The organism is Streptomyces sp. NBC_01116, from assembly GCF_041435495.1.
Classification (GTDB): Bacteria; Actinomycetota; Actinomycetes; order Streptomycetales; family Streptomycetaceae; genus Streptomyces.
The window spans coordinates 2,607,365-2,628,751 of sequence record NZ_CP108644.1; the positions used below are offsets into that span (position 1 = coordinate 2,607,365).

The window sequence follows — 21,387 nt, forward strand, 5'->3', positions numbered from 1 at the left end:
GGTGACCCCCGGGTGCCGCTCCGGCTCACCCCCGCCCGACGAGTTTCTCGCCGAGCGGAGGGGTATCGGACGCCTGCGCCGCGCTGGGGACAGTCGTTGTACTACCCAGAGTACGCGCAGGGATCCCCAGCGGTTCCCCGGACCGTGCGCCGCCCGTGGTGCCGGCCAGTGCCCGCCAGGCGTCGCGGCGGGCCCGGCGCACGGTTTCCCGGGCGGACGCGAGGGCCGCGCGGGCGGCCCGGCCCGCTTCGGCGGCGGCGCGGCGGGCCGGGGCCCCCACGGAGTCGCGCAGGAAGTGGCCGACCGGGGTGACCAGGGTGCGGTAGGCCCAGGAGACGGGCGCGACGAGCAGCGTCACGACCAGCCACGCGAGGGCCCGGCCGACGGCTCGGGAGACGTACCCGGCGATCCGCCAGGCGACCTCGAACGCGGCGGCGATCTCCCGGCCGACCGGGGTGAGGAGGTGGCGGTAGGTCCAGGAGACGGGGGCGACGAGCAGGGTCGTGACCAGCCACGTGAGGGCGATGCCCAGCCCGCGTCCGGTGGCCGCGATCCCCCGCCGGAGCAGGCCGAGGGTCCAGGCCGTGCCCTGCCGGAGCCTGCCCAGGACCCGGGCCGTGCCGAGGCCGACGGGGGCGAGGACGGCCTCGTACAGCCACACCGCCGGGACGATCAGGCCGTAGCGGACCACCGGGACGATCGCGTACCGCCACAGCGCCGCGACCGGCAGGACGAGCAGGGTGGCGAGCAGCCGGGCCAGCCCCGTCCCGAGGCCGCGTGCCGCCGGGGCCAGCAGGGCGGTGCCGGTCCAGCGCAGCCCGTGGCCCAGCGGGGTGAGGACGGCCCGGTACAGCCATGCCGCCGGCACGGCGATCCCGTAGCGGGCGACGGGGACGACCACGTACCGCCACAGGCCGGTCCAGGGCCGGACGAACAGGGCGGCGGCCAGCCAGGCGGCGGCTTTGCCGAGCGGTGTGAGGACCCAGGTGTACAGCCAGGTCAGCGGAGTCAGTACGAGGGTGTCGAGGAGCCGGGCCAGGGCGCGGCCGAGCGGGCGCAGCAGGACGCGGTCGGCGGCGTGCCAGAGCGCGGTGAGCGCGTCCCAGGCCATGCGGACGGGCAGGACGAGCACCACGACCACGATCCGCACCGGGATCCTGATCAGGATGGTCAGGACGCCCTCGCCGGGCTCGTAGCCCTGGGGGGCCTGGTGCTTGCCGTAGTCCATGCCGTCGAGGACGCGTCAGGCCCGGTCCGGGGTTGCCGGGCCGGGCCTGACGGGCCGTTCGGGGACGCGCTACTCGTTCACGGCGCTACTTGTTCACGACGCTGAGCGGCAGGAGCTTCTTGCCGGTCGGGCCGATCTGGATGTCCAGGTCGAGCTGCGGGCAGACGCCGCAGTCGAAGCAGGGGGTCCAGCGGCAGTCCTCGACCTCGGTCTCGTCGAGCGCGTCCTGCCAGTCCTCCCAGAGCCAGTCCTTGTCCAGGCCGGAGTCGAGGTGGTCCCAGGGCAGGACCTCCTCGTAGGTGCGCTCGCGGGTGGTGTACCAGTCGACGTCGACCCCGAACCCGGGCAGCGTCTTCCCGGCGCAGTTCATCCAGAGGTCGTAGCTGAAGTGCTCGCGCCAGCCGTCGAAGCGGCCGCCGGACTCGTAGACCGCGCGGATGACGGAGCCGACGCGGCGGTCGCCGCGCGAGAGGAGGCCCTCGACGATGCCGGGCTTGCCGTCGTGGTACCGGAAGCCGATGGAGCGGCCGTACTTCTTGTCGTCGCGGATCTTGTCGCGGAGCTTCTTCAGCCGGGCGTCGGTGTCCTCGGCGCTGAGCTGCGGGGCCCACTGGAAGGGCGTGTGCGGCTTGGGGACGAAGCCGCCGATGGAGACCGTGGCGCGGATGTCGTTCTGGCCGGAGACCTCGCGGCCCTTGGCGATGACGTTGACCGCCATGTCGCCGATCTGGAGGACGTCCTCGTCGGTCTCGGTGGGCAGGCCGCACATGAAGTACAGCTTCACCTGACGCCAGCCGTTGCCGTAGGCCGTGGCGACCGTCCGGATCAGGTCCTCCTCCGAGACCATCTTGTTGATGACCTTGCGCATGCGCTCGGAGCCGCCCTCGGGGGCGAAGGTGAGGCCGGAGCGGCGGCCGTTGCGGGTCAGCTCGTTGGCCAGGTCGACGTTGAACGCGTCGACGCGGGTCGAGGGCAGCGAGAGGCCGACCTTGTCCTCGGTGTAGCGGTCGGCGAGGCCCTTGGCGATGTCGCCGATCTCGCTGTGGTCGGCGGAGGAGAGCGAGAGGAGGCCGACCTCCTCGAAGCCGGTCGCCTTGAGACCCTTCTCGACCATCTCGCCGATGCCGGTGATGCTTCGCTCCCGCACGGGGCGCGTGATCATGCCGGCCTGGCAGAAACGGCAGCCGCGGGTGCAGCCCCGGAAGATCTCCACGGACATCCGCTCGTGCACGGTCTCCGCGAGCGGGACCAGCGGCTGCTTGGGGTAGGGCCACTCGTCGAGGTCCATCACCGTGTGCTTGGAGACCCGCCACGGCACGCCGGACCGGTTGGGCACGACACGGCCGATGCGGCCGTCGGGGAGGTACTCGACGTCGTAGAAGCGCGGGACGTAGACGCCGCCGGTCTTCGACAGCCGGAAGAGCACCTCGTCGCGGCCGCCGGGGCGGCCCTCGGCCTTCCAGGCGCGGATGATCTCGGTGATCTCCAGGACCGCCTGCTCGCCGTCGCCGACGACGGCGCAGTCGATGAAGTCCGCGATCGGCTCGGGGTTGAACGCGGCGTGGCCGCCCGCGAGGACGATCGGGTGGTCGACCGTGCGGTCCTTGGACTCCAGCGGAATGCCCGCGAGGTCCAGGGCGGTGAGCATGTTGGTGTAGCCCAGCTCGGTGGAGAAGCTCAGCCCGAAGACGTCGAACGCGCCGACGGGGCGGTGGCTGTCCACGGTGAACTGCGGCACGCCGTGCTCGCGCATCAGCGCTTCGAGGTCGGGCCAGACGCTGTAGGTGCGCTCGGCGAGGACGCCTTCGCGCTCGTTGAGCACCTCGTAGAGGATCATGACGCCCTGGTTGGGGAGTCCGACCTCGTAGGCGTCGGGGTACATGAGGGTCCAGCGGACGTCGCAGCTGTCCCACTCCTTGACGGTGGAGTTCAGCTCACCGCCGACGTACTGGATGGGCTTCTGCACATGCGGGAGCAGAGCTTCGAGCTGTGGGAAGACCGATGCGGCAGACATCTCGCGAACCTTCGTGAGCCGGCAGGGGTGACCATCCAGCGTACCCCGGTCCTCAGGTCCTCAGATCCGCGCGCAGTCCCGGGTCCGACGCGCGGGCCCAGACCTCGGGCAGTTCGCGCTCCCGGGCCTCCGCGGCGGCCTCCTCCTGCCCGTACAGGAGGCCCCAGGTGAACGCGGTCTCCCCCGCCGCGTGCGACTGGATCGCGAGTGCGCGCAGGGCCTCGCGGGCGACGACGCTGTCCTGGTGGTCGCCGAGGACGGTCTGCACGGCCTTGACACGTTTGGCGAAGCGCTTGGCGGGCCTGCCGAGCGCGGGGCGGGCCGCCTCGCCCGCGTACCGGGCGCGCTTGGCGGCCTTGCGGGCCTCGTGGAGCGCCGCGTCGCGCTCCGGCCCGGGCGGCTGTCCGAGGGCGTGGCCGACGCGGGCGGCGAGGCGTTCGTAGTCCTTGAGCACCGCCCGGGGCAGGGTCTTCCCGGGCGCGCGGCCTGCGGCGGGGCGCAGGGGCGGGTCGGTGCTCAGCGCGTCGAGGGCGTCCAGGAGGTCCAGATACCGCTTCCCGTCCAGTACGTCGACGATCCTGCGGCGCGATCCGGTGCGGCGGGCGGCGGACCAGGCGCGGAGCCGGCCGCGGACCGGGCCGAGGGTCAGGGGGGCGGGCAGGGCGTCGACGCGGGAGCCGAGGCGCTCGTCCAGGACCTCCTGGTCGCGGTCGAGGCCCAGCTCGGCGGCGAGCCACTTGAGCTCCGCGCCGAGGGGGTCGGTGGCCTCGCGGTCGAGGATCTTGCGGTGGGTCTTGAAGGTGCTGCGCAGCCTGCGGGTGGCGACGCGCATCTTGTGCACGGCGTCGGGCAGGTCGCGGCGGACGGCGGGGTCGAGGTCGACGATCGTGCGGATCTGCTTGCGTACGTAGGCGAGGACGTGGTCGCCCGCGGTGCGGGGCACCTCCTGGCCGGGGCCGCTTCCGTCGCGCTCCGCCGTCGTCTCCGCCAGGGCCCTCGCGAGCTTCGACGACGTGTCGGCGGGGCGCACCCCCGCCTTGCGCAGCCGCTTCTCGACGGCGTCCAGGATCGCGGGGTCGCCGTCGTCGGCCAGCTCCACCTCGATCTCGGTCCAGGCGGCCGTGGCGCCGGTCCCCTCCCCCGCGAGGCGCTCGGCGAGCACGTGGTCGACGCTGACCTCGGCGAGGAGGGTCCCGTCGGCGGCCAGCAGGTGGTGGACGTCCCGGGAGGAGAGCAGCCGGACGACGGGGGCGATCTCCGCGTGGCGGACCCGGGAGCGGAGCAGGGCCGCCAGCGGGGGCGGCACCGCCTCGGAGAGCGGCTCGTGGATCTCGTCCCGGACGCCGACGGCGACGGGGAACTTCGCGTGCCAGCCCTCGTCCGCCCCGCCGGTCCTGCGGCGCAGGGTGAGGGCGTCGGCGGCGAGTCGGAGGTCGGCGGTGTCGTAGTAGACGGCGTCGAGCTCGGTCAGGCCGCGGTGGACCGTCCGGTCGACCCCGGCCGCCCGGGTCAGGTCGGGCAGCCGGGTGTCGTCGGTGGCTTCGTACTTCCGCTCGATCTCGCGCTTGGTGTCCGCCATGTACGGACACCTACCCGGCGGGCGCCGGGTTCAGGCGGACATCGGCCGTTGCACCCTGATGGACTGCAACAGCCCGATCGCCACCCAGACGGCGAACATCGAGGATCCTCCGTAGGAGACGAAGGGCAGCGGCAGCCCGGCGACCGGCATGATGCCGAGCGTCATGCCGATGTTCTCGAAGGACTGGAAGGCGAACCAGGCGATGATCCCGGCGGCGACGACCGTGCCGTACAGCTCGGTGGTCTCGCGCGCGATCCGGCAGGCGCGCCACAGGATGACGCCCAGGAGCAGGAGGATCAGTCCCGCACCGAGGAAGCCCAGCTCCTCGCCGGCGACGGTGAAGACGAAGTCGGTCTGCTGCTCGGGCACGAACTGACCGGTGGTCTGGGTGCCTTCGAAGAGCCCGGTGCCGGTGAGTCCGCCGGAGCCGATCGCGATGCGGGCCTGGTTGGTGTTGTAGCCGACGCCCGCCGGGTCGAGCGCGGGGTTGGCGAAGGCCGCGAAGCGGGCGATCTGGTAGTCGTCGAGCAGGCCGAGCTGCCAGACGGCGACGGCTCCGGCCACGCCCGCGCCGAGGAGGCCGAAGACCCAGCGGTTGGAGGCCCCGGAGGCCAGCAGGATGCCGAGGACGATGACGGCCATCACCATCACCGAGCCGAGGTCCGGCATCAGCATGACGATGGCCATGGGAATGGCCGCGAGGCCCAGCGCCTTGGCGACGGTCCGGTGGTCGGGGTGGACCTGGTCGCCCGCGTCGACGCGGGCGGCCAGCAGCATCGCCATCACCAGGATGATGGTGATCTTGGTGAACTCGGAGGGCTGGATGGAGAAGCCCGCGGGGAGCTTGATCCACGCGTGGGCGCCGTTGACCGTGGTGCCGAGCGGGGTGAGGACCGCCAGGACCAGCAGCACCGAGATGCCGTAGAGGACCGGGACGGCCCCGCGCAGCGTGCGGTGGCCGAGCCAGATCGTGCCGATCATCAGGGCGACGCCGATGCCGGTGTTGAGGGCGTGCCTCAGCAGGAAGAAGTACGGGTCGCCCTGGGTGAGGTGGTCGCGGTTGCGGGTCGCGGACCACACGAGCAGGGCGCCGAGGAAGGAGAGCGCCAGCGAGGCCCCGAGCAGCGGCCAGTCCAGCCGCCGTGCGAGGGAGTCGCGGGCGGTCAGCTTGGCCCAGGAGCCCTGTTCGGGGCCGTAGCGGGAGACGGAGAAACCATCGGCCATCAGGGCTGCCTCCCGTTCGACGCCGGTGATCCGGTGAGTCCGGGCTGGCCTGCGGGCGGCAGGGGCAACTGGGGTTCCTGTCCGCCCGGCTGCTCCTCCGGCGTGACCGGGGTGGGGTCGTAGGGCTTGATCCTGGGGGCGTAGATCGAGCCGTCGGGCTGGATCTTCGGCAGGGCCTTCTGCGGCTTCGGCAGCAGGGCCCTCTTCTTGTCCTGGTTGCCCTCGGCGTCGAGGCCGTAGAGCGCGTCGTAGATCTTGCGGACGGCGGGCCCGGCGGAGCCGGAGCCGGTGCCGCCCTGGGAGATCGTCATGACGATCGTGTAGTCGTCGGTGTAGGTCGCGAACCACCCGGTGGTCTGCTTGCCGTACACCTGGGCGGTACCGGTCTTGGCGCGCATCGGGATCTTGTCCTGCGGCCAGCCGCCGAACCGCCAGGCGGCGGTGCCGCCGGGCTCGACCACGGAGCGGAGGCCCTTGTCGAGGTCCTTGATGGTCTGGGCGCTGACCGGCAGCTTGCCACTGGCCTTGGGCTCGATCTCCTGGACGGTCTTGCCGTCGGGGCTGATCACGGCCTTGCCGACGGTGGGCTCGTGGATCGTGCCGCCGTTGCTGATGGCGGCGTAGGCGGTGGCCATCTGGATGGGCGTGACGAGCACGTCCCCCTGGCCGATCGAGTAGTTGATGCTGTCGTAGGCCTTGAGCTGGTTGCCTTCGAGGCAGCTCTCGTAGGCGATCTGCTGGACGTAGGTGCCGCCCTTCTTGCCCTCCTTGCACCAGGCGTCCTTGTTGGCCGCCCAGAAGTCCTGCTTCCACTGGCGGTCCGGGATGCGGCCCTTGACCTCGTTGGGCAGGTCGATGCCGGTCTCGGAGCCGAGGCCGAAGTCACGGGCGGTGCGGTAGAACCAGTCCTTGGCGTCCTTCTTCGGCTTTATGCCGCCGTCCTTCGCCCACTCCTCGTGACCGAGGCGGTAGAAGACGGTGTTGCAGGAGTACTTCAGCGCGTCGCCGAGGGTGATGGGGCCGTGGCCCTGGGACTCGAAGTTCGCGAAGGTCTGGTTGCCCAGGCTGTAGGAGCTGCTGCACTGGTAGAGGTCGTTGAAGGCGTGGCCGGCGCGCACCGCGGCACTCGCCGACACCACCTTGAAGATCGAGCCGGCGGGGGCCTGGCCCTGGATGCCCCGGTTGAGCAGCGGGTAGTTCGACTTCTTGCTCGTGAGCTTGGCGTACTCCTTGCCGGAGATGCCGCCGACCCAGGCGTTGGGGTCGTAGTCGGGCTGGGAGGCCATCGACACGATGCGGCCCGTCTTGGACTCCATGACGACGACGGCGCCGGAATCGGCCTCGTACTTCCGGCCGGTGATCTTGTCGGTCTCGCCGCGGACCAGCTTCATCGCGGCGGCGAGCTCGTACTCGGCCACCGCCTGGACGCGGGCGTCGAGGCTGGTGACGAGGGTGGAGCCGGACACGGCCGGGTCGTTCTCCGCCTCGCCCATGACGCGGCCGAGGTTGTCGACCTCGTAGCGGGTGACGCCCGCCTTGCCGCGCAGCTCCTTGTCGTAGGTGCGCTCCAGGCCGGACCGGCCGACCTGGTCGGAGCGGAGGTAGGGCGACGGGCCGTCCTGCGCCTTCTGGATCTCGTCGTCGGTGACGGGCGAGAGGTAGCCGAGGACCTGCGCGGTCTTCGCCTTGCCGGGTGCGGCGTAGCGGCGTACGGCGGTGGGTTCGGCGGTGATGCCGGGGAAGTCCTCGGCGCGCTCGCGGATCTGGAGGGCCTGCTGCGTGGTGGCCTCGTCGGTGACCGGGATCGGCTGGTACGGCGATCCGTTCCAGCAGGGCTGGGGGGTCTTGGAGTCGCAGAGGCGGACCTTGTCCCGGACGTCCTTCGCCTTCATGTCCAGGACGTCGGCGAGCCGGGTGAGGACGCCGACGCCGTCGTCCTTCATCTTGAGCAGCTCGGTGCGGCTCGCGGAGACGACGAGGCGGGTCTCGTTGTCGGCGAGCGGCACGCCGCGGGCGTCGAGGATCGAGCCGCGCACGGCGGGCTGGACGACCTGCTGCACACCGTTGCCCGCGGCTTCGGCGGTGTACTCGTCGCCGTTGCGGATCTGGAGGTACCACAGCCGCCCGCCGAGGGTGAGCAGCAGCGAGAAGACGAGGACCTGGATGACGATGAGCCGGATCTGGACCCGCTGGGTCCGCCCGGTCTCGGGAATGTTGCTCACGCGGTGCCCCCGTCGGTGGTGCTGCTGCTGGGGGTACGGGGGTCGTCCCCCGGGAAGCACGGCCTCACAGTCGCTTGACCCCCTTGATCCTGCCCGCGCGGGCGGCGCGGCTGCGGGCGGCCTTGACGCGCAGCCCGCCGCGCTGGTTGCCGATCCGCAGACCGGTGCCCGAGGCGAGCCAGCCGGCGGCGACGTCGTTGCCGCCGGACGAGGACTCGGCGAGCGGATCGTGCTCCGTGCGTCTGGCCAGCGCCATGATGAGCGGCACCACGAAGGGTGCCAGCAGCAGGTCGTAGACCGCGGCCGTGAACAGCAGGCTGCCCAGGCCCACATGGCGGGCGGCGGTGTCCCCGACGAGCGCGCCGACACCCGCGTACAGCAGGGTCGAGCCGATCGCGGCGGCGACGACCGCGGCCATCGGGGCGAAGGCCGACTTCAGCTGCCCGTTCTCCGGGCGGATCATGCCCGCGAGGTAGCCGATGACGCAGAGCACCAGGGCGTAGCGTCCGGCGGCGTGGTCGGCGGGCGGGGCGAGGTCCGCGAGGAGCCCCGCGCCGAAGCCGATGAGGGAGCCGCTGACCGGCCCGTACACGAAGGCGAGCCCGAGGACGGTGAGGAGCAGCAGATCGGGGACGGCTCCGGGGAGCTGGAGGCGGGCGAGGACGGAGACCTGGACGACGAGGGCGACGACGACCAGGACGATCGAGAGCAGAGTCCGGTTGATGCGCATGGGGATCAGCTCTACTCCTGGTCGTTGGCCGCGTTGTCGGGTTGGGCGTTGTCGGGTTGGGCGTTGCCCTGCTGGTCGCCTGCCGCGTCACCGGCGGCGTCGCCGCCCTGCTCGTTGATGTTGCCGACGACCTTGCCGGAGCCGTCCACCAGGTCGCCGTTGGGCTGGACCGTGACGGTGACCGTGGGGGTCGGCTTCGGCTTCGTCTTGACGGGCTGCTTGGGCAGGACCATGTCGCGCGGGTCCTCGCGGGGGGCCTGCACGACGATGCCGACGATGTCGAGCTTGGTGAACCCGACGTACGGCTTCACGTACACGGTCCTCGTCAGCGCGCCGCCGGAGGGGTCGACGCGGACGACCTCGCCGACCGGCACTCCGGGCACGAAGGGCTTGTCCTTGCTGGAGCCGAAGGTGACCAGCCGGTCGCCGGCCTTCACCTTGGCCTTGCCGTTGAGGAACTGCACCGACAGCGGGCGCGAGCCCTGGCCGGTGGCGAAGCCGAGCTCGTCGGTCTTCTCCATCCGGGTGCCGACGGTGAAGTCGGGGTCGTTGGCGAGCAGGACCGTCGCGGTGTCGGGGCCGACGGTGGTGACCCGGCCGACCAGCCCCTCCCCGTTGAGGACGGTCATGTCGCGGCGGATGCCGTCGTCGGCCCCGGCGTCGATGGTGACCGTCCAGGAGAAGCCCTGGGCCGCTCCTATGGCGATGACCTCGGCGCCCTTGATGCCGTACTGTCCGGCGCCCGCGTTCTTCAGCATGGCGTCGAGCTGGCGGACCCGGCTGTTGGTGCGGTCGTCGCTGCCGAGCTTGGCCTTCAGCGCGGCGTTCTCCTGCTCCAGGGTGGAGATCCGGTCGTGCCGGTTGCCGGAGTCCCGTACCGCGCCTATGGCGTTGCCCACCGGGTCGACCGCTGCCGCCACGCCGTTCTCGACCGGGCCGAAGACGGTGGCCGCGGCCTGCCGTGCGCCGTCGACAGGTGACTCCTCGCCGCCTCGGATATCCACCGTGATCAGGGCGAATGCGATGGCGATCAGCAGCACCAGGAGCAGCCGGCTCTCTCGTGTGTCCCTCACGTGCGGCGGCCGTGCCTTCCTCGTCGGAATGTTCGTGCCTGTGTGTACGTCGCTGTACGTGCGTGCGTACGCGTGGATGTGTCTCCGCGTCCCGCACCTGCAGCAACGATCTATATCAACGATCCGGCGGGCGGAGCGTCAGCGTCCGCTCGCCGGATATCGGGTGGTGTCCCCCGAGGGGGCCGCCTCCCGGAGGTGCTCTAGCGGCGGGGCTGGGCGTCCAGCACCTGCTGGAGCGCCTCGAACTCCTCGACGCACTTGCCGGAGCCGAGCGCCACCGAGTCCAGCGGGTCCTCGGCGATGTGGATCGGCATGCCCGTCTCGTGGCGCAGCCGCTCGTCCAGTCCGCGCAGCAGCGCGCCGCCGCCGGTGAGGACGATGCCGCGGTCCATGACGTCGCCGGACAGCTCGGGCGGGCACTTGTCGAGCGTCGTCTTCACGGCGTCGACGATCGCGTTGACCGGCTCCTCGATGGCCTTGCGGACCTCGGCGGCCGAGATGACGACCGTCTTCGGCAGTCCGGAGACCAGGTCGCGACCGCGGATCTCGGTGTGCTCGTCCTTCTCCAGGTCGAACGCCGAACCGATGGTGATCTTGATCTGTTCGGCGGTCCGCTCACCGAGGAGGAGTGAGTACTCCTTCTTGATGTGCTGGATGATCGCGTTGTCCAGCTCGTCACCGGCGGTGCGGATCGACTGGGCGGTGACGATGCCGCCGAGCGAGATCACGGCGACCTCGGTGGTGCCGCCGCCGATGTCGACGACCATGTTCCCGGTGGCCTCGTGGACCGGCAGGCCGGAGCCGATGGCCGCGGCCATGGGCTCCTCGATGATGTGCACCTGGCGCGCGCCGGCCTGCGTGGACGCCTCGATGACGGCGCGGCGCTCGACCCCGGTGATACCGGAGGGCACACAGACGACGACGCGGGGGCGGGCCAGATAGCGACGCTTGTGGATCTTGAGGATGAAGTAGCGGAGCATGCGCTCGGTGATCTCGAAGTCGGCGATCACGCCGTCCTTCAGCGGCCGCACGGCAACGATGTTGCCCGGTGTGCGCCCGATCATCTTCTTGGCCTCGGAGCCGACCGCCAGAATTCCGCCGGTGTTGGTGTTGATGGCCACGACGGACGGCTCGTTCAGAACGATGCCGCGCCCCCTGACGTACACCAGCGTGTTGGCAGTCCCGAGGTCGATAGCCATGTCACGGCCGATGAACGACATTGAGTTCCCCTTGTTCCCCATGAGGATGCGTCGGGCCTTCCCAGGTAGCGAAGATGGCTTGTTCTGGTAGGCGAGGTTGGCGCTGCGGGCGTGGAAGCTTCCATCGTAGTGCCGTATGCACGGACACAGCGCGAGGGTCCTTCGCCAGTGTGAGCGGAACGGGTGCCCGTTCTACCCATGGTGACGTTACGTCGGAGGGATGCGTTCCCGCGATCCCAAACCCTATGCCGAAGGGCGACCGAATTACTTCGGTCGCCCCAGGCGTACAGCGCTGTTTGGCCGATCGGGTCAGGAAAGTCCCGGAAAGAAAAGCTTCAGTTCTCGCTCAGCGGACTCCTCGGAGTCCGAGGCGTGGATGAGGTTCTCGCGGGTGATCGTGCCGAAGTCACCGCGGATGGACCCGGGCGCGGCGGCGATCGGGTCGGTGGGGCCGGCCAGGGTACGGACGCCCTCGATGACCCGCTCACCTTCGGCCACCAGGGCGACGACGGGGCCGGACTGCATGAACTCCATGAGCGGCTCGTAGAACGGGCGGCCCTGGTGCTCGCCGTAGTGCTGCTCCAGCGTCCCGTGGTCCAGGGTGCGCAGCTCCAGCGCGGTGATCCGCCAGTCCGCCTTGCGCTCGATGCGGCCGACGATCTCGCCGATCAGGCCACGGCGGACCGCGTCGGGCTTGAGCAGGACGAGAGTGCGCTGAGTCATGTACGGCTCCTTGCAAGGCCAGGCATACGGGTGCGGTGAGGGCGAGATTACAGGGGTTCGGAGGCGGGTCTGCGCCCGGGTTCACCCAGGGTCACCTTCAGGCCCCGGATTCCCGGGGCCGGGAGGGTCGAGCCGCGCGTGTCGCCGGGCCCGGCCCCGCACGATCCGGAGATCCGGGCGGAGGGAGCAGGCCCGGAGCCCCAGGGGCCGATGCACCGGGGCCTCGGAGCCTCAGGACCTCAGGCCGTGGCCTCTTCGGCTTCCTGTCGGGCGGCCCAGTCGGCCTTGGCCTCGTCGATCTTGCGGCCGTAGTGGATCGAGGCCCACCACAGTGCGCCGAAGGCCAGCCCCAGGATGAACATCACCGGGACCACGAACCCGCTCAGGACCAGCGCGACCTGGAGCGCCCAGCCCAGCTGGACACCGCCGGGCCGGGTGATCATGCCGCACAGCAGCACGGAGAGGGCCATGCCGATGCCGCACACCGTCCAGACCACGGCCATGGAAGCGTCGTCCAGCTTCATCGCGACGAGACCGGCGAAGCCGATCACGAAGAACTCACCGATCAGCGTCGAGGCGCAGAGCGTCCGCATCCTTCTTCTCAGCCCCTTCCCAGCAGCAGCCGGGCTTCGCCGACCGTGATCACGGATCCGGTCACCAGCACCCCGGCGCCCGCGTACTCGTCCTCCTCCTCGGCCAGCGTGATCGCCGCCTCCAGCGCGTCGTCGAGCCGCGGCTCCACCTGGACCCGGTCGTTGCCGAAGACCTCGACGGCGATCGCGGCCAGCTCGTCCGCGTCCATCGCGCGGGCGGTGGAGTTCTGCGTGACGACGATCTCGGCGAAGATCGGCTCGAAGGCCTCCAGGAGCCCGCGGGCGTCCTTGTCGCCGCTCGTGCCGACCACGCCGATCAGCCGGGAGAAGCTGAACGCCTCGGAGACGCCGTCCGCCGCCGCCTTGGCTCCCGCCGGGTTGTGCGCGGCGTCCAGCACGACGGTCGGGCTGGAGCGCACGACCTCCAGGCGGCCGGGCGAGAGCACCGAGGCGAACGCCTTGCGGATCGCGTCGATGTCGAGCGAGCGGGCCTGCTCGGCGCCGATGCCGAAGAACGCCTCGACGGCGGAGAGCGCCACCGCGGCGTTGTGCGCCTGGTGGGCTCCGTACAGCGGAAGGAAGATGTCTGTGTACTCGGTGGCCGCGCCACCGAGCCCGCGCAGCGTCAGCAGCTGTCCGCCGACCGCGATCTCCCGCGAGGTGACGCCGAACTCCATGCCCTCGCGGGCCACGGTGGCGTCGACCTCGACGGCCTTCTTGAGCATCACCTGCGCGGCGTCCACCGGCTGCTGGGCCAGGATGACCGTGGCGCCCTGCTTGATGACGCCGGACTTCTCGCCGGCGATCTCGGCGGGCGTGGTGCCGAGCCGGTCGGTGTGGTCGAGCGAGATGGGGGTGACGACGGCGACCGTGGAGTCGATGACGTTCGTCGCGTCCCAGGTGCCGCCCATGCCGACCTCGACGACCGCCACGTCGACGGGCGCGTCGGCGAAGGCCGCGTACGCCATGCCGGTGAGGACCTCGAAGAAGGAGAGCCGGTAGGGCTGCTGGGCGTCGACCATCTCGACGTACGGCTTGACGTCCTCGTACGTCTCGATGAACCGCTCGGGCTCGATCGGGGAGCCGTCCAGGCTGATCCGCTCGGTGATCGACTGGACGTGCGGCGAGGTGTAGCGGCCGGTGCGCAGCTCGAAGGCGTTGAGCAGGGCCTCGATCATGCGGGCCGTGCTGGTCTTGCCGTTGGTGCCGGTGATGTGGATGGAGGGGTAGGCGCGCTGCGGCTCGCCGAGGACGTCCATCAGCGCGGCGATGCGCGTGACGGACGGCTCCAGCTTGGTCTCGCCCCAGCGTCCGGCGAGCTCCTGCTCCACCGCGCGCAGCGCCTTGTCGGTCTCGGGGTCGGCCGGGCGGGCCGGGACCGCTTCGCCCTGCGGCTGACCCGAGTGGGCGCGCAGTGTGCGGCTCCCGGCCTCGATCACCGCCAGGTCGGGGTCGCGCTGGGTCGCCTCGTCGACGATCTCCTCGAAGGTGTCGTCGGGATCGGGCGCGTCGTGCCGGTCTGAAGGGCGGGGCTCACTCACGGGGCCCAGTCTACGGATGGGCACCGACATCGCGCGCAGCGCCCGGCGGAGTGGGACGGGCGGGGCGCGGAGGACGTACGGCGAAGCCCCCGCGTCCCCGGCCGGTCGGGGTGCGGGGGCTTCGCCCGGAGCTGATCAGCTCTGCGGGAGGGCCGCCAGCTGGGCGCCGATCCGCTCGATGTCGGCCTCGGCCTTGGAGAGCCGGCCGCGGATCTTGTCGACCACGTTGTCCGGGGCCTTGGCCAGGAAGGCCTCGTTGCCGAGCTTCCCGGTGGCCTGGGCCTTCTCCTTCTGCGCGGCCTCCAGGTCCTTCGTGAGGCGCTTGCGCTCGGCCGGGACGTCGATGGTGCCGGACAGGTCCAGCGCGACGGTGGCCCCGGCGACCGGGAGCGACGCGGTGGCCTGGAAGCCGTCCCCGGCGGGCTGGAGCCGCAGGAGCTGGCGGATGGCCGCCTCGTGCGGGGCGAGCTCCGTGCCGGTCAGGGTCAGCTCGGCCGGGACCTTCTGGCCGGGCTGGAGGCCCTGGTCGTTGCGGAAGCGGCGGACCTCGGTGACGACCTGCTGGACCAGCTCGATCTCCTTCTCGGCCGCCTCGTCGCGGAAGCCGGAGTCGCCCGGCCACTCGGCGATGACGATCGACTCGCGCCCGGTGAGCGCGGTCCACAGCGCCTCCGTGACGAACGGGACGATCGGGTGCAGCAGCCGCAGCATCACGTCCAGGACCTCGCCGAGGACCCGGCCCGAGACCTCGGCCGGGCGGCCGCCCGCGAAGAACGTGGTCTTGGACAGCTCGACGTACCAGTCGAAGACCTCGTCCCACGCGAAGTGGCGCAGCGACTCACTGATCCTGGCGAACTGGAAGTCGTCGTAGAACGCGTCGACGTCGGCGACCGTCTTGTTCAGACGGGACAGGATCCAGCGGTCGGTGACGGACATCTCCTCGACCGGGGGCAGCTCGCCCTCGATCGTGGCGCCGTTCATCAGCGCGAAGCGGGTGGCGTTCCAGATCTTGTTGGAGAACTTCGCCGAGCCCTGGACCCACTCCTCGCCGATCGGCACGTCGGTGCCGGGGTTGGCGCCGCGCGCGAGGGTGAAGCGCAGGGCGTCGGAGCCGTACTTGTCCATCCAGTCCAGCGGGTTGACGACGTTGCCGAAGGACTTCGACATCTTCTTGCCGTGCTCGTCGCGGACCATGCCGTGCAGGACGATGGTGGAGAACGGCGGGACGCCGTCGTTGACGTACAGGCCGAACATCATCATCCGGGCGACCCAGAAGAAGAGGATGTCGTAGCCGGTGACCAGGACGGAGTTCGGATAGAACTTCGCGAGGCTGTCGGTCCGTTCGGGCCAGCCGAGGGTGGAGAACGGCCACAGGCCGGAGGAGAACCAGGTGTCGAGGACATCGCTGTCCTGGGTCCAGCCCTCGCCGGTGGGCGCCGCCTCGTCGGGTCCGACGCAGACGACCTCGCCGTTCGGGCCGTACCAGACGGGGATGCGGTGGCCCCACCAGAGCTGGCGCGAGATCGTCCAGTCGTGGAGGTTGTCGACCCAGTCGAAGTAGCGCTTCTCCATCTCCTGCGGGTGGATCTTGACGCTGCCGTCGCGGACCGCGTCGCCGGCGGCCTTGGCGAGCGGGGCGACCTTGACCCACCACTGGAGGGAGAGGCGCGGCTCGATGGTGGTCTTGCAGCGCGAGCAGTGCCCGACGGAGTGGACGTAGGGCCGCTTCTCGGCGACGATCCGGCCCTCGGCGCGCAGGGCGGCGACGATGGCGGAGCGGGCCTCCAGCCGGTCCAGGCCCTGGAAGGGGCCGGGGACGGTGATGACGGCGCGCTCGTCCAGGACCGTGAGGAACGGCAGGTCGTGGCGCTTGCCGATCTCGAAGTCGTTCGGGTCGTGGGCGGGCGTCACCTTGACCGCGCCGGTGCCGAACTCCGGGTCGACGTGGTGGTCGGCGACGACGGGGATGGTGCGGTCGGTCAGCGGCAGCTTGATCTGCTTGCCGACCAGGTGCTTGTAGCGCTCGTCGTCGGGGTGGACGGCGACGGCGGTGTCACCGAGCATCGTCTCGGCGCGGGTGGTGGCGACGACGATGGTCTCGTCGCCGTCCCCGTACGTCATGGAGACGAGCTCGCCGTCGTCCTCCTGGTACTCGACCTCGATGTCGGAGATCGCGGTGAGACAGCGGGGGCACCAGTTGATGATGCGCTCGGCGCGGTAGATGAGCCCGTCGTCGTACATCTGCTTGAAGACGGTCTGGACGGCCTTGGACAGGCCCTCGTCCATGGTGAAGCGCTCACGGGACCAGGCGACGCCCTCGCCGAGGCGGCGCATCTGGCCGGAGATCTGGCCGCCGGACTCGTCCTTCCACTGCCAGACGCGCTCGACGAAGGCCTCCCGGCCCAGGTCGTGGCGGGACTTGCCCTCCTTGCCGAGCTCGCGCTCGACGACGTTCTGGGTGGCGATGCCGGCGTGGTCCATGCCCGGCTGGTAGAGCGCCTCGTAGCCCTGCATCCGCTTCCGGCGGACGAGGGCGTCGATCAGGGTGTGCTCGAAGGCGTGACCCAGGTGAAGGGATCCGGTGACGTTCGGCGGCGGGATGACGATGCTGTACGGCGGCTTGTCGCTGTGCTCGTCGGCTTCGAAGTACCCGCGCTCCACCCAGCGCTCGTACAACTTCCCCTCTACATCGGCCGGCGCGTACTGGGTCGGCAGTTCGGGGTTGCTGGCGCTTGGCTGCTGAGTGTTCTCGGTCACGGGAGACAGTTTAGGGCCGTCACAGGTCTGCACTGAAACGGGTTGGTTCAGTAACGGTGTCCGACCCGATCCCCCATGTCAGGGCTGCTTCGGTCAGGATGTTCGCAACGCATAAGGACCGACCGGCACCTGAAGGGCGGGAGAAGGAGCGGGGCTGGGTGCGTGCAGCTGCACGGCGGAGGATTGAGCCAACGCGGAGCGTTGGTGATGGACGACAACGCCGCAGATGCGCGTGCCCGGCCCCGCGACGCCGCCCTTCGGGTGCCGGCCGGTCCGAGAATTCTGGAGGGGACACCGCAATGAGCTACAACCAGCCGGGCCCGTACGGCGGGCAGCCGCCGCAGGGCCAGCCCGGACCGTACGGGCAGCAGCCGGGCCCGTACGGAGCCCCGCCGCCCCAGGGCCCCCCGCAGGGCCAGCCCGGCTACGGCTACCCGCAGCAGGCCCCGCAGGGCGTCCCCCCGCAGCAGCCGAACCCGTACGCGCAGCCGCAGCAGCCGCAGCAGGGTTACGGCTACCCGCAGGCCCAGCAGCCCGGCCCCTACGGCCAGCAGCCGCCCACGCCTCCGTACGGCGGGCAGCCCCCGTACGGCTCCCAGCCGCCGCAGCCGAAGAAGAAGACCGGCCTGATCGTGGGCGTGGCCGTGGTGGCCCTGGCGGTCATCGCGGGCGGGGTGTACTTCCTGACCTCCGGCGGCGGCAGCGGTGACGTGGCGGACTCCACGAAGGGGTACAAGCTGACGCCGGCGGCTTCGGTGGACGACTACAAGCAGGACACGAAGGAGAAGGCGCCGGCCGGCCCGCTGATGGGCAAGGAGAAGGCCGAGATGGAGGCCATCGGGGTCAAGAACCCCAACCAGGCCGGTGCCCAGTACCAGAGCGGCGACGTCGAGAAGAACCCGCTCACCGCGAAGATGCTCATGCTCATGGGCCTCTGGGGAGAGGTCGAGGACCCCGATGCCGTGATCGACAGCTTCTTCCTGAACGCCGAGAAGGAAGTGATGGCGGACGAGGGTTTCGAGGGCGAGCTGGTCGGCAGCCCGAAGAATGTCACCCCGGACGGCTTCGAGGGCGCGCTGATGAAGTGCCAGGACATGAAGATCGTCAATGACAAGGCCGACGGCACGGTCCAGAACGGCCCCAAGGACATGACCATGCCGATCTGCGTCTGGGCCGACTACAGCACCGTCAGCGCGGTGATCGGTGTCGACATCGGCGGGGCCATGACCAACAAGTCGATGTCCCAGGACGAGGTGGCCGCACTCGCCGCCAAGCTCTACAACACCTCCCGCACCAAGATCTGACCCGATCCGATCTGACCGCTCAACGCCGAAGGGGCGCCCGCCGGTTCATCCGGTGGGCGCCCCTTCGGCGTGGCCAAGTCTTCTGCGGCTAGGCCGACTTCTCGTGCCGGCCGCCGTCGTTCTTGCCGATCGTGCGCGGCTCGCGCGGAACCAGCGTCGGGTTGACGTTGTTGCGGACGACGTCGGGAGTGATGACCACGCGGGCGACGTCCTTGCGGGACGGGACCTCGTACATCACGGACTGGAGGACTTCCTCCATGATCGCCCGCAGACCGCGTGCGCCCGTCTGGCGCAGGATCGCCTGGTCGGCGATGGCCTCCAGCGCCTCGCGCTCGAAGTCCAGCTCCACACCGTCGAGTTCGAAGAGGCGCTGGTACTGCTTGACCAGGGCGTTGCGCGGCTCGATGAGGATCTGCAGCAGGGCCTCGCGGTCCAGGTTGTGGACCGAGGTCAGGACGGGGAGACGGCCGATGAACTCCGGGATCATCCCGAACTTCACCAGGTCCTCCGGCATGACCTCCTGGAACTGGTCGCTCGCCTGGATCTCCAGCTTGGAGCGGATCGTGGCACCGAACCCGATGCCCTTGGCGCCGGCCCGGGACTCGATGATCTTCTCCAGGCCGGAGAACGCGCCGCCCACGATGAACAGCACGTTCGTCGTGTCGATCTGGATGAACTCCTGGTGCGGGTGCTTGCGTCCGCCCTGCGGCGGTACGGAGGCGGTGGTGCCCTCCAGGATCTTCAGCAGCGCCTGCTGCACGCCCTCGCCGGAGACATCGCGGGTGATCGACGGGTTCTCGCTCTTGCGGGCGACCTTGTCGATCTCGTCGATGTAGATGATCCCGGTCTCGGCCTTCTTGACGTCGTAGTCGGCCGCCTGGATCAGCTTGAGCAGAATGTTCTCGACGTCCTCGCCGACATAGCCGGCCTCCGTCAGCGCCGTCGCGTCCGCGATGGCGAACGGGACGTTGAGCATGCGGGCCAGCGTCTGCGCGAGCAGCGTCTTACCGGAACCCGTGGGGCCCAGCAGGAGGATGTTCGACTTGGCCAGCTCGATCGCGTCCTCGCGATTCGCGCCGCCGCCGTTCTCCCCGGCCTGGACCCGCTTGTAGTGGTTGTACACCGCGACCGAGAGGGCCTTCTTCGCGGGCTCCTGCCCGACGACGTACCCCTCCAGGAACTCGTAGATCTCACGAGGCTTGGGAAGCTCTTCCCAGCGCACCTCGCTCGTCTCCGCGAGCTCCTCCTCGATGATCTCGTTGCAGAGATCGATGCACTCGTCGCAGATGTACACACCGGGTCCCGCGATGAGCTTCTTCACCTGCTTCTGGCTCTTTCCGCAGAACGAGCACTTGAGCAGGTCTCCGCCATCACCGATGCGTGCCACGAGGTGAATCCCCTTCGCCTGGGAGACGCCTGGTTCAGCGGCTCCTGGTGCCTCTATCCGACGGTACCTTGCCTGGGCCCCCGTTCGGGCCCCCCTTGGCACGGTTCACACGGCCGTGACCGTGCAAACGGAATGTGCCAAGGGGAAAGACCGACGTCAGAGCGATGCGCCCGCGGTGGTCTTGCGGGTGGAAACGATCTGGTCGACCAGACCGTACGCCAGGGCGTCCTCGGCCGTGAGGATCTTGTCGCGCTCGATGTCCTCGCTGATCTTCTCCAGCGGGGTCGTCGAGTGCCGGGCCAGCATCTGCTCCAGCTGCGTGCGCATCCGGAGGATCTCGTTGGCCGCGATCTCCAGGTCGGAGAGCTGCTCGCGGCCCGTCTGCGAGGACGGCTGGTGGATGAGCACCCGGGCGTGCGGGAGCGCCATGCGCTTGCCCGGGGTGCCCGCGGCGAGCAGGACCGCGGCGGCGGAGGCCGCCTGGCCCATGCAGACCGTCTGGATGTCCGGCTTCACGAACTGCATCGTGTCGTAGATCGCGGTGAGCGCGGTGAACGAGCCGCCGGGGCTGTTGATGTAGATCGAGATGTCGCGGTCGGGGTCCATCGACTCCAGGCACAGCAGCTGCGCCATGACGTCGTTGGCCGAGGCGTCGTCGATCTGGACGCCCAGGAAGATCACGCGCTCCTCGAAGAGCTTCGCGTACGGGTCGTACTCACGCACACCCTGCGAGGTGCGCTCCACGAAGCGCGGGACGACGTAGCGGTTGTCCACCTGCGGGCCGGTGTAGAGGCCGCTCGCGGAGGCGCCGGAGAAGTTGTTCATGTGGGTGTTCACCATCCTGGTGGCGTTCTGTGGGCTGGAGGTCTCGGCGTGCGAGAGGCGTACGGAAGGTGGTGCGGCCGGTCCGGTGGGAACCGGATCAGGCACCGGTGCCGCCGCCGCCCGGGATGCCCGACGCGACCGTGATGATCTCGTCGATGAGGCCGTAGTCCTTGGCCTCCTCCGCCGTGTACCAGCGGTCGCGGTCGCCGTCGCGGATGATCGTCTCGACGGTCTGGCCGGAGTGACGGGCGGTGATCTCCGCCATCCGCGTCTTGGTGCGGAGCAGGTACTGCGCCTGGATCTTGATGTCCGAGGCCGTGCCGCCGATGCCGGCCGAACCCTGGTGCATGAGGATGTCGGTGTTCGGGAGCGCGAAGCGCTTGCCCGCGGCGCCGCCGGTGAGCAGGAACTGGCCCATGGAGGCGGCCATGCCCATGCCGATGGTGACGACGTCGTTCGGGATGTACTGCATGGTGTCGTAGACGGCCATGCCGGCCGTCACCGAGCCACCGGGGCTGTTGATGTAGAGGTAGATGTCCTTGTCGGGCTCGGCGGCAAGGAGGAGAAGCTGTGCGGTGATCTTGTTGGCGATGTCATCGTCGACCTGCTGACCGAGGAAGATGATGCGCTCGCCGAGCAGTCGGCTGTAGACCTGGTCACCGAGGCCTCCACCGAGGGACGGCTCTCCGGCGGCGTAGGGCATCAGATTCGTCACGTATCCACCTGCTCGTCTCTGACGGCTCCGGCCGTCTCAGCGTCTTCGTACCGGGCGGGTGAAGTCACTGCCCCACCCTTCCTCTTCATGGACCCTAACGCGCAGGTGGGACAACGCCATCCCGCTTCCGCAACTGTTCGCTGGGAGCGCAAGGTCCGCAGTGGGCACAAGGGTTCCGGGGCTCGCACAGCGATACGACGCTCCGCGCCGCGATACGGCGACGGGCCCCGGACGCGTGGAGCGTCCGGGGCCCGTCGTGCCGGTCGGCGCGAA

General features: G+C 70.1%; 16 protein-coding genes. 1 reads left to right on the plus strand and 15 read right to left on the minus strand.

The features are described 5' to 3' along the window. Positions 1-25: 25 nt before the first annotated feature. The 12 genes from OG245_RS11375 to OG245_RS11430 all read right to left on the minus strand — a co-directional run bounded on the left by OG245_RS11375 (position 26) and on the right by OG245_RS11430 (position 16,883). Complete coding sequence (locus OG245_RS11375) at positions 26-1,228, minus strand: hypothetical protein (RefSeq protein WP_371623404.1); 1,203 nt, start codon at positions 1,226-1,228, stop codon at positions 26-28. Positions 1,229-1,313: 85 nt separating this feature from the next. Continuing rightward, entirely contained in the window at positions 1,314-3,242 is a 1,929-nt protein-coding gene (locus tag OG245_RS11380) for a TIGR03960 family B12-binding radical SAM protein (RefSeq protein WP_371623405.1), read from the minus strand. Positions 3,243-3,294: 52 nt separating this feature from the next. After that, positions 3,295-4,821, minus strand: a complete 1,527-nt coding sequence (locus OG245_RS11385; RefSeq protein WP_371623406.1) for a CHAD domain-containing protein — start codon at positions 4,819-4,821, stop codon at positions 3,295-3,297. A gap of 30 nt (positions 4,822-4,851) precedes the next feature. Next, on the minus strand, positions 4,852-6,045 hold the full coding sequence (gene rodA / locus OG245_RS11390; protein WP_371623407.1) for a rod shape-determining protein RodA: 1,194 nt from the start codon (positions 6,043-6,045) through the stop codon (positions 4,852-4,854). Next, positions 6,045-8,267, minus strand: a complete 2,223-nt coding sequence (gene mrdA / locus OG245_RS11395; RefSeq protein ID WP_371623408.1) for a penicillin-binding protein 2 — start codon at positions 8,265-8,267, stop codon at positions 6,045-6,047. The genes rodA and mrdA overlap by 1 nt, the downstream gene beginning before the upstream one ends. 64 nt (positions 8,268-8,331) lie before the next feature. After that, positions 8,332-8,997 carry a rod shape-determining protein MreD gene (gene mreD, locus OG245_RS11400; RefSeq protein ID WP_371623409.1) on the minus strand — a complete coding sequence of 222 codons (666 nt, stop codon included), beginning with the start codon at positions 8,995-8,997 and terminating at the stop codon, positions 8,332-8,334. Between the two features lie 11 nt (positions 8,998-9,008). Further along, positions 9,009-10,070: a rod shape-determining protein MreC gene (mreC, locus tag OG245_RS11405; protein ID WP_371623410.1), complete on the minus strand. Its 1,062-nt coding sequence runs from the start codon at positions 10,068-10,070 to the stop codon at positions 9,009-9,011. 200 nt (positions 10,071-10,270) lie between these two features. Further along, the gene (locus tag OG245_RS11410; protein ID WP_007448937.1) at positions 10,271-11,290 is read right to left on the minus strand and encodes a rod shape-determining protein; all 1,020 of its coding nucleotides are present in this window, start codon (positions 11,288-11,290) and stop codon (positions 10,271-10,273) included. Positions 11,291-11,578: 288 nt separating this feature from the next. Then, positions 11,579-11,992 carry a nucleoside-diphosphate kinase gene (gene ndk, locus OG245_RS11415; RefSeq protein ID WP_217229759.1) on the minus strand — a complete coding sequence of 138 codons (414 nt, stop codon included), beginning with the start codon at positions 11,990-11,992 and terminating at the stop codon, positions 11,579-11,581. Between the two features lie 239 nt (positions 11,993-12,231). Beyond that, positions 12,232-12,585, minus strand: coding sequence for a DUF4233 domain-containing protein (locus OG245_RS11420; RefSeq protein ID WP_371623411.1), 354 nt, complete (start codon positions 12,583-12,585; stop codon positions 12,232-12,234). An 8-nt stretch (positions 12,586-12,593) separates the two neighbouring features. Continuing rightward, positions 12,594-14,126: a folylpolyglutamate synthase/dihydrofolate synthase family protein gene (locus OG245_RS11425; protein WP_371623412.1), complete on the minus strand. Its 1,533-nt coding sequence runs from the start codon at positions 14,124-14,126 to the stop codon at positions 12,594-12,596. Between the two features lie 135 nt (positions 14,127-14,261). After that, the gene (locus OG245_RS11430; protein ID WP_371623413.1) at positions 14,262-16,883 is read right to left on the minus strand and encodes a valine--tRNA ligase; all 2,622 of its coding nucleotides are present in this window, start codon (positions 16,881-16,883) and stop codon (positions 14,262-14,264) included. A gap of 299 nt (positions 16,884-17,182) precedes the next feature. On the opposite strand from OG245_RS11430, the gene OG245_RS11435 reads away from it, so the two are divergent. Then, positions 17,183-18,187 carry a hypothetical protein gene (locus OG245_RS11435; RefSeq protein ID WP_371623414.1) on the plus strand — a complete coding sequence of 335 codons (1,005 nt, stop codon included), beginning with the start codon at positions 17,183-17,185 and terminating at the stop codon, positions 18,185-18,187. 88 nt (positions 18,188-18,275) lie between these two features. Here OG245_RS11435 and clpX read toward each other — a convergent pair whose 3' ends face one another. The 3 genes from clpX to OG245_RS11450 all read right to left on the minus strand — a co-directional run bounded on the left by clpX (position 18,276) and on the right by OG245_RS11450 (position 21,102). Then, complete coding sequence (clpX, locus tag OG245_RS11440; RefSeq protein ID WP_007448932.1) at positions 18,276-19,574, minus strand: ATP-dependent Clp protease ATP-binding subunit ClpX; 1,299 nt, start codon at positions 19,572-19,574, stop codon at positions 18,276-18,278. A gap of 156 nt (positions 19,575-19,730) precedes the next feature. Then, positions 19,731-20,414 (minus strand): ATP-dependent Clp protease proteolytic subunit, encoded by a 684-nt coding sequence (locus OG245_RS11445; protein WP_007448931.1) that lies wholly within the window; start codon positions 20,412-20,414, stop codon positions 19,731-19,733. A gap of 82 nt (positions 20,415-20,496) precedes the next feature. Next, a complete protein-coding gene (locus OG245_RS11450) occupies positions 20,497-21,102 on the minus strand; it encodes an ATP-dependent Clp protease proteolytic subunit (protein WP_169808568.1) in 606 nt (201 codons plus the stop codon). Between the last annotated feature and the right edge of the window lie 285 nt (positions 21,103-21,387).

What these genes read in the sequence shown, in the direction of transcription:
- OG245_RS11410 (WP_007448937.1), bottom strand. Translation starts at nt 11,290, where the DNA reads ATGTCGTTCATCGGCCGTGACATGGCTATCGACCTCGGGACTGCCAAC.
- OG245_RS11375 (WP_371623404.1), bottom strand. Translation starts at nt 1,228, where the DNA reads ATGGACTACGGCAAGCACCAGGCCCCCCAGGGCTACGAGCCCGGCGAG.
- OG245_RS11435 (WP_371623414.1), top strand. Translation starts at nt 17,183, where the DNA reads ATGAGCTACAACCAGCCGGGCCCGTACGGCGGGCAGCCGCCGCAGGGC.
- ndk (WP_217229759.1), bottom strand. Translation starts at nt 11,992, where the DNA reads ATGACTCAGCGCACTCTCGTCCTGCTCAAGCCCGACGCGGTCCGCCGT.
- mreD (WP_371623409.1), bottom strand. Translation starts at nt 8,997, where the DNA reads ATGCGCATCAACCGGACTCTGCTCTCGATCGTCCTGGTCGTCGTCGCC.
- OG245_RS11380 (WP_371623405.1), bottom strand. Translation starts at nt 3,242, where the DNA reads ATGTCTGCCGCATCGGTCTTCCCACAGCTCGAAGCTCTGCTCCCGCAT.
- OG245_RS11420 (WP_371623411.1), bottom strand. Translation starts at nt 12,585, where the DNA reads ATGCGGACGCTCTGCGCCTCGACGCTGATCGGTGAGTTCTTCGTGATC.
- OG245_RS11385 (WP_371623406.1), bottom strand. Translation starts at nt 4,821, where the DNA reads ATGGCGGACACCAAGCGCGAGATCGAGCGGAAGTACGAAGCCACCGAC.
- rodA (WP_371623407.1), bottom strand. Translation starts at nt 6,045, where the DNA reads ATGGCCGATGGTTTCTCCGTCTCCCGCTACGGCCCCGAACAGGGCTCC.
- OG245_RS11445 (WP_007448931.1), bottom strand. Translation starts at nt 20,414, where the DNA reads ATGGTGAACACCCACATGAACAACTTCTCCGGCGCCTCCGCGAGCGGC.
- OG245_RS11450 (WP_169808568.1), bottom strand. Translation starts at nt 21,102, where the DNA reads ATGCCCTACGCCGCCGGAGAGCCGTCCCTCGGTGGAGGCCTCGGTGAC.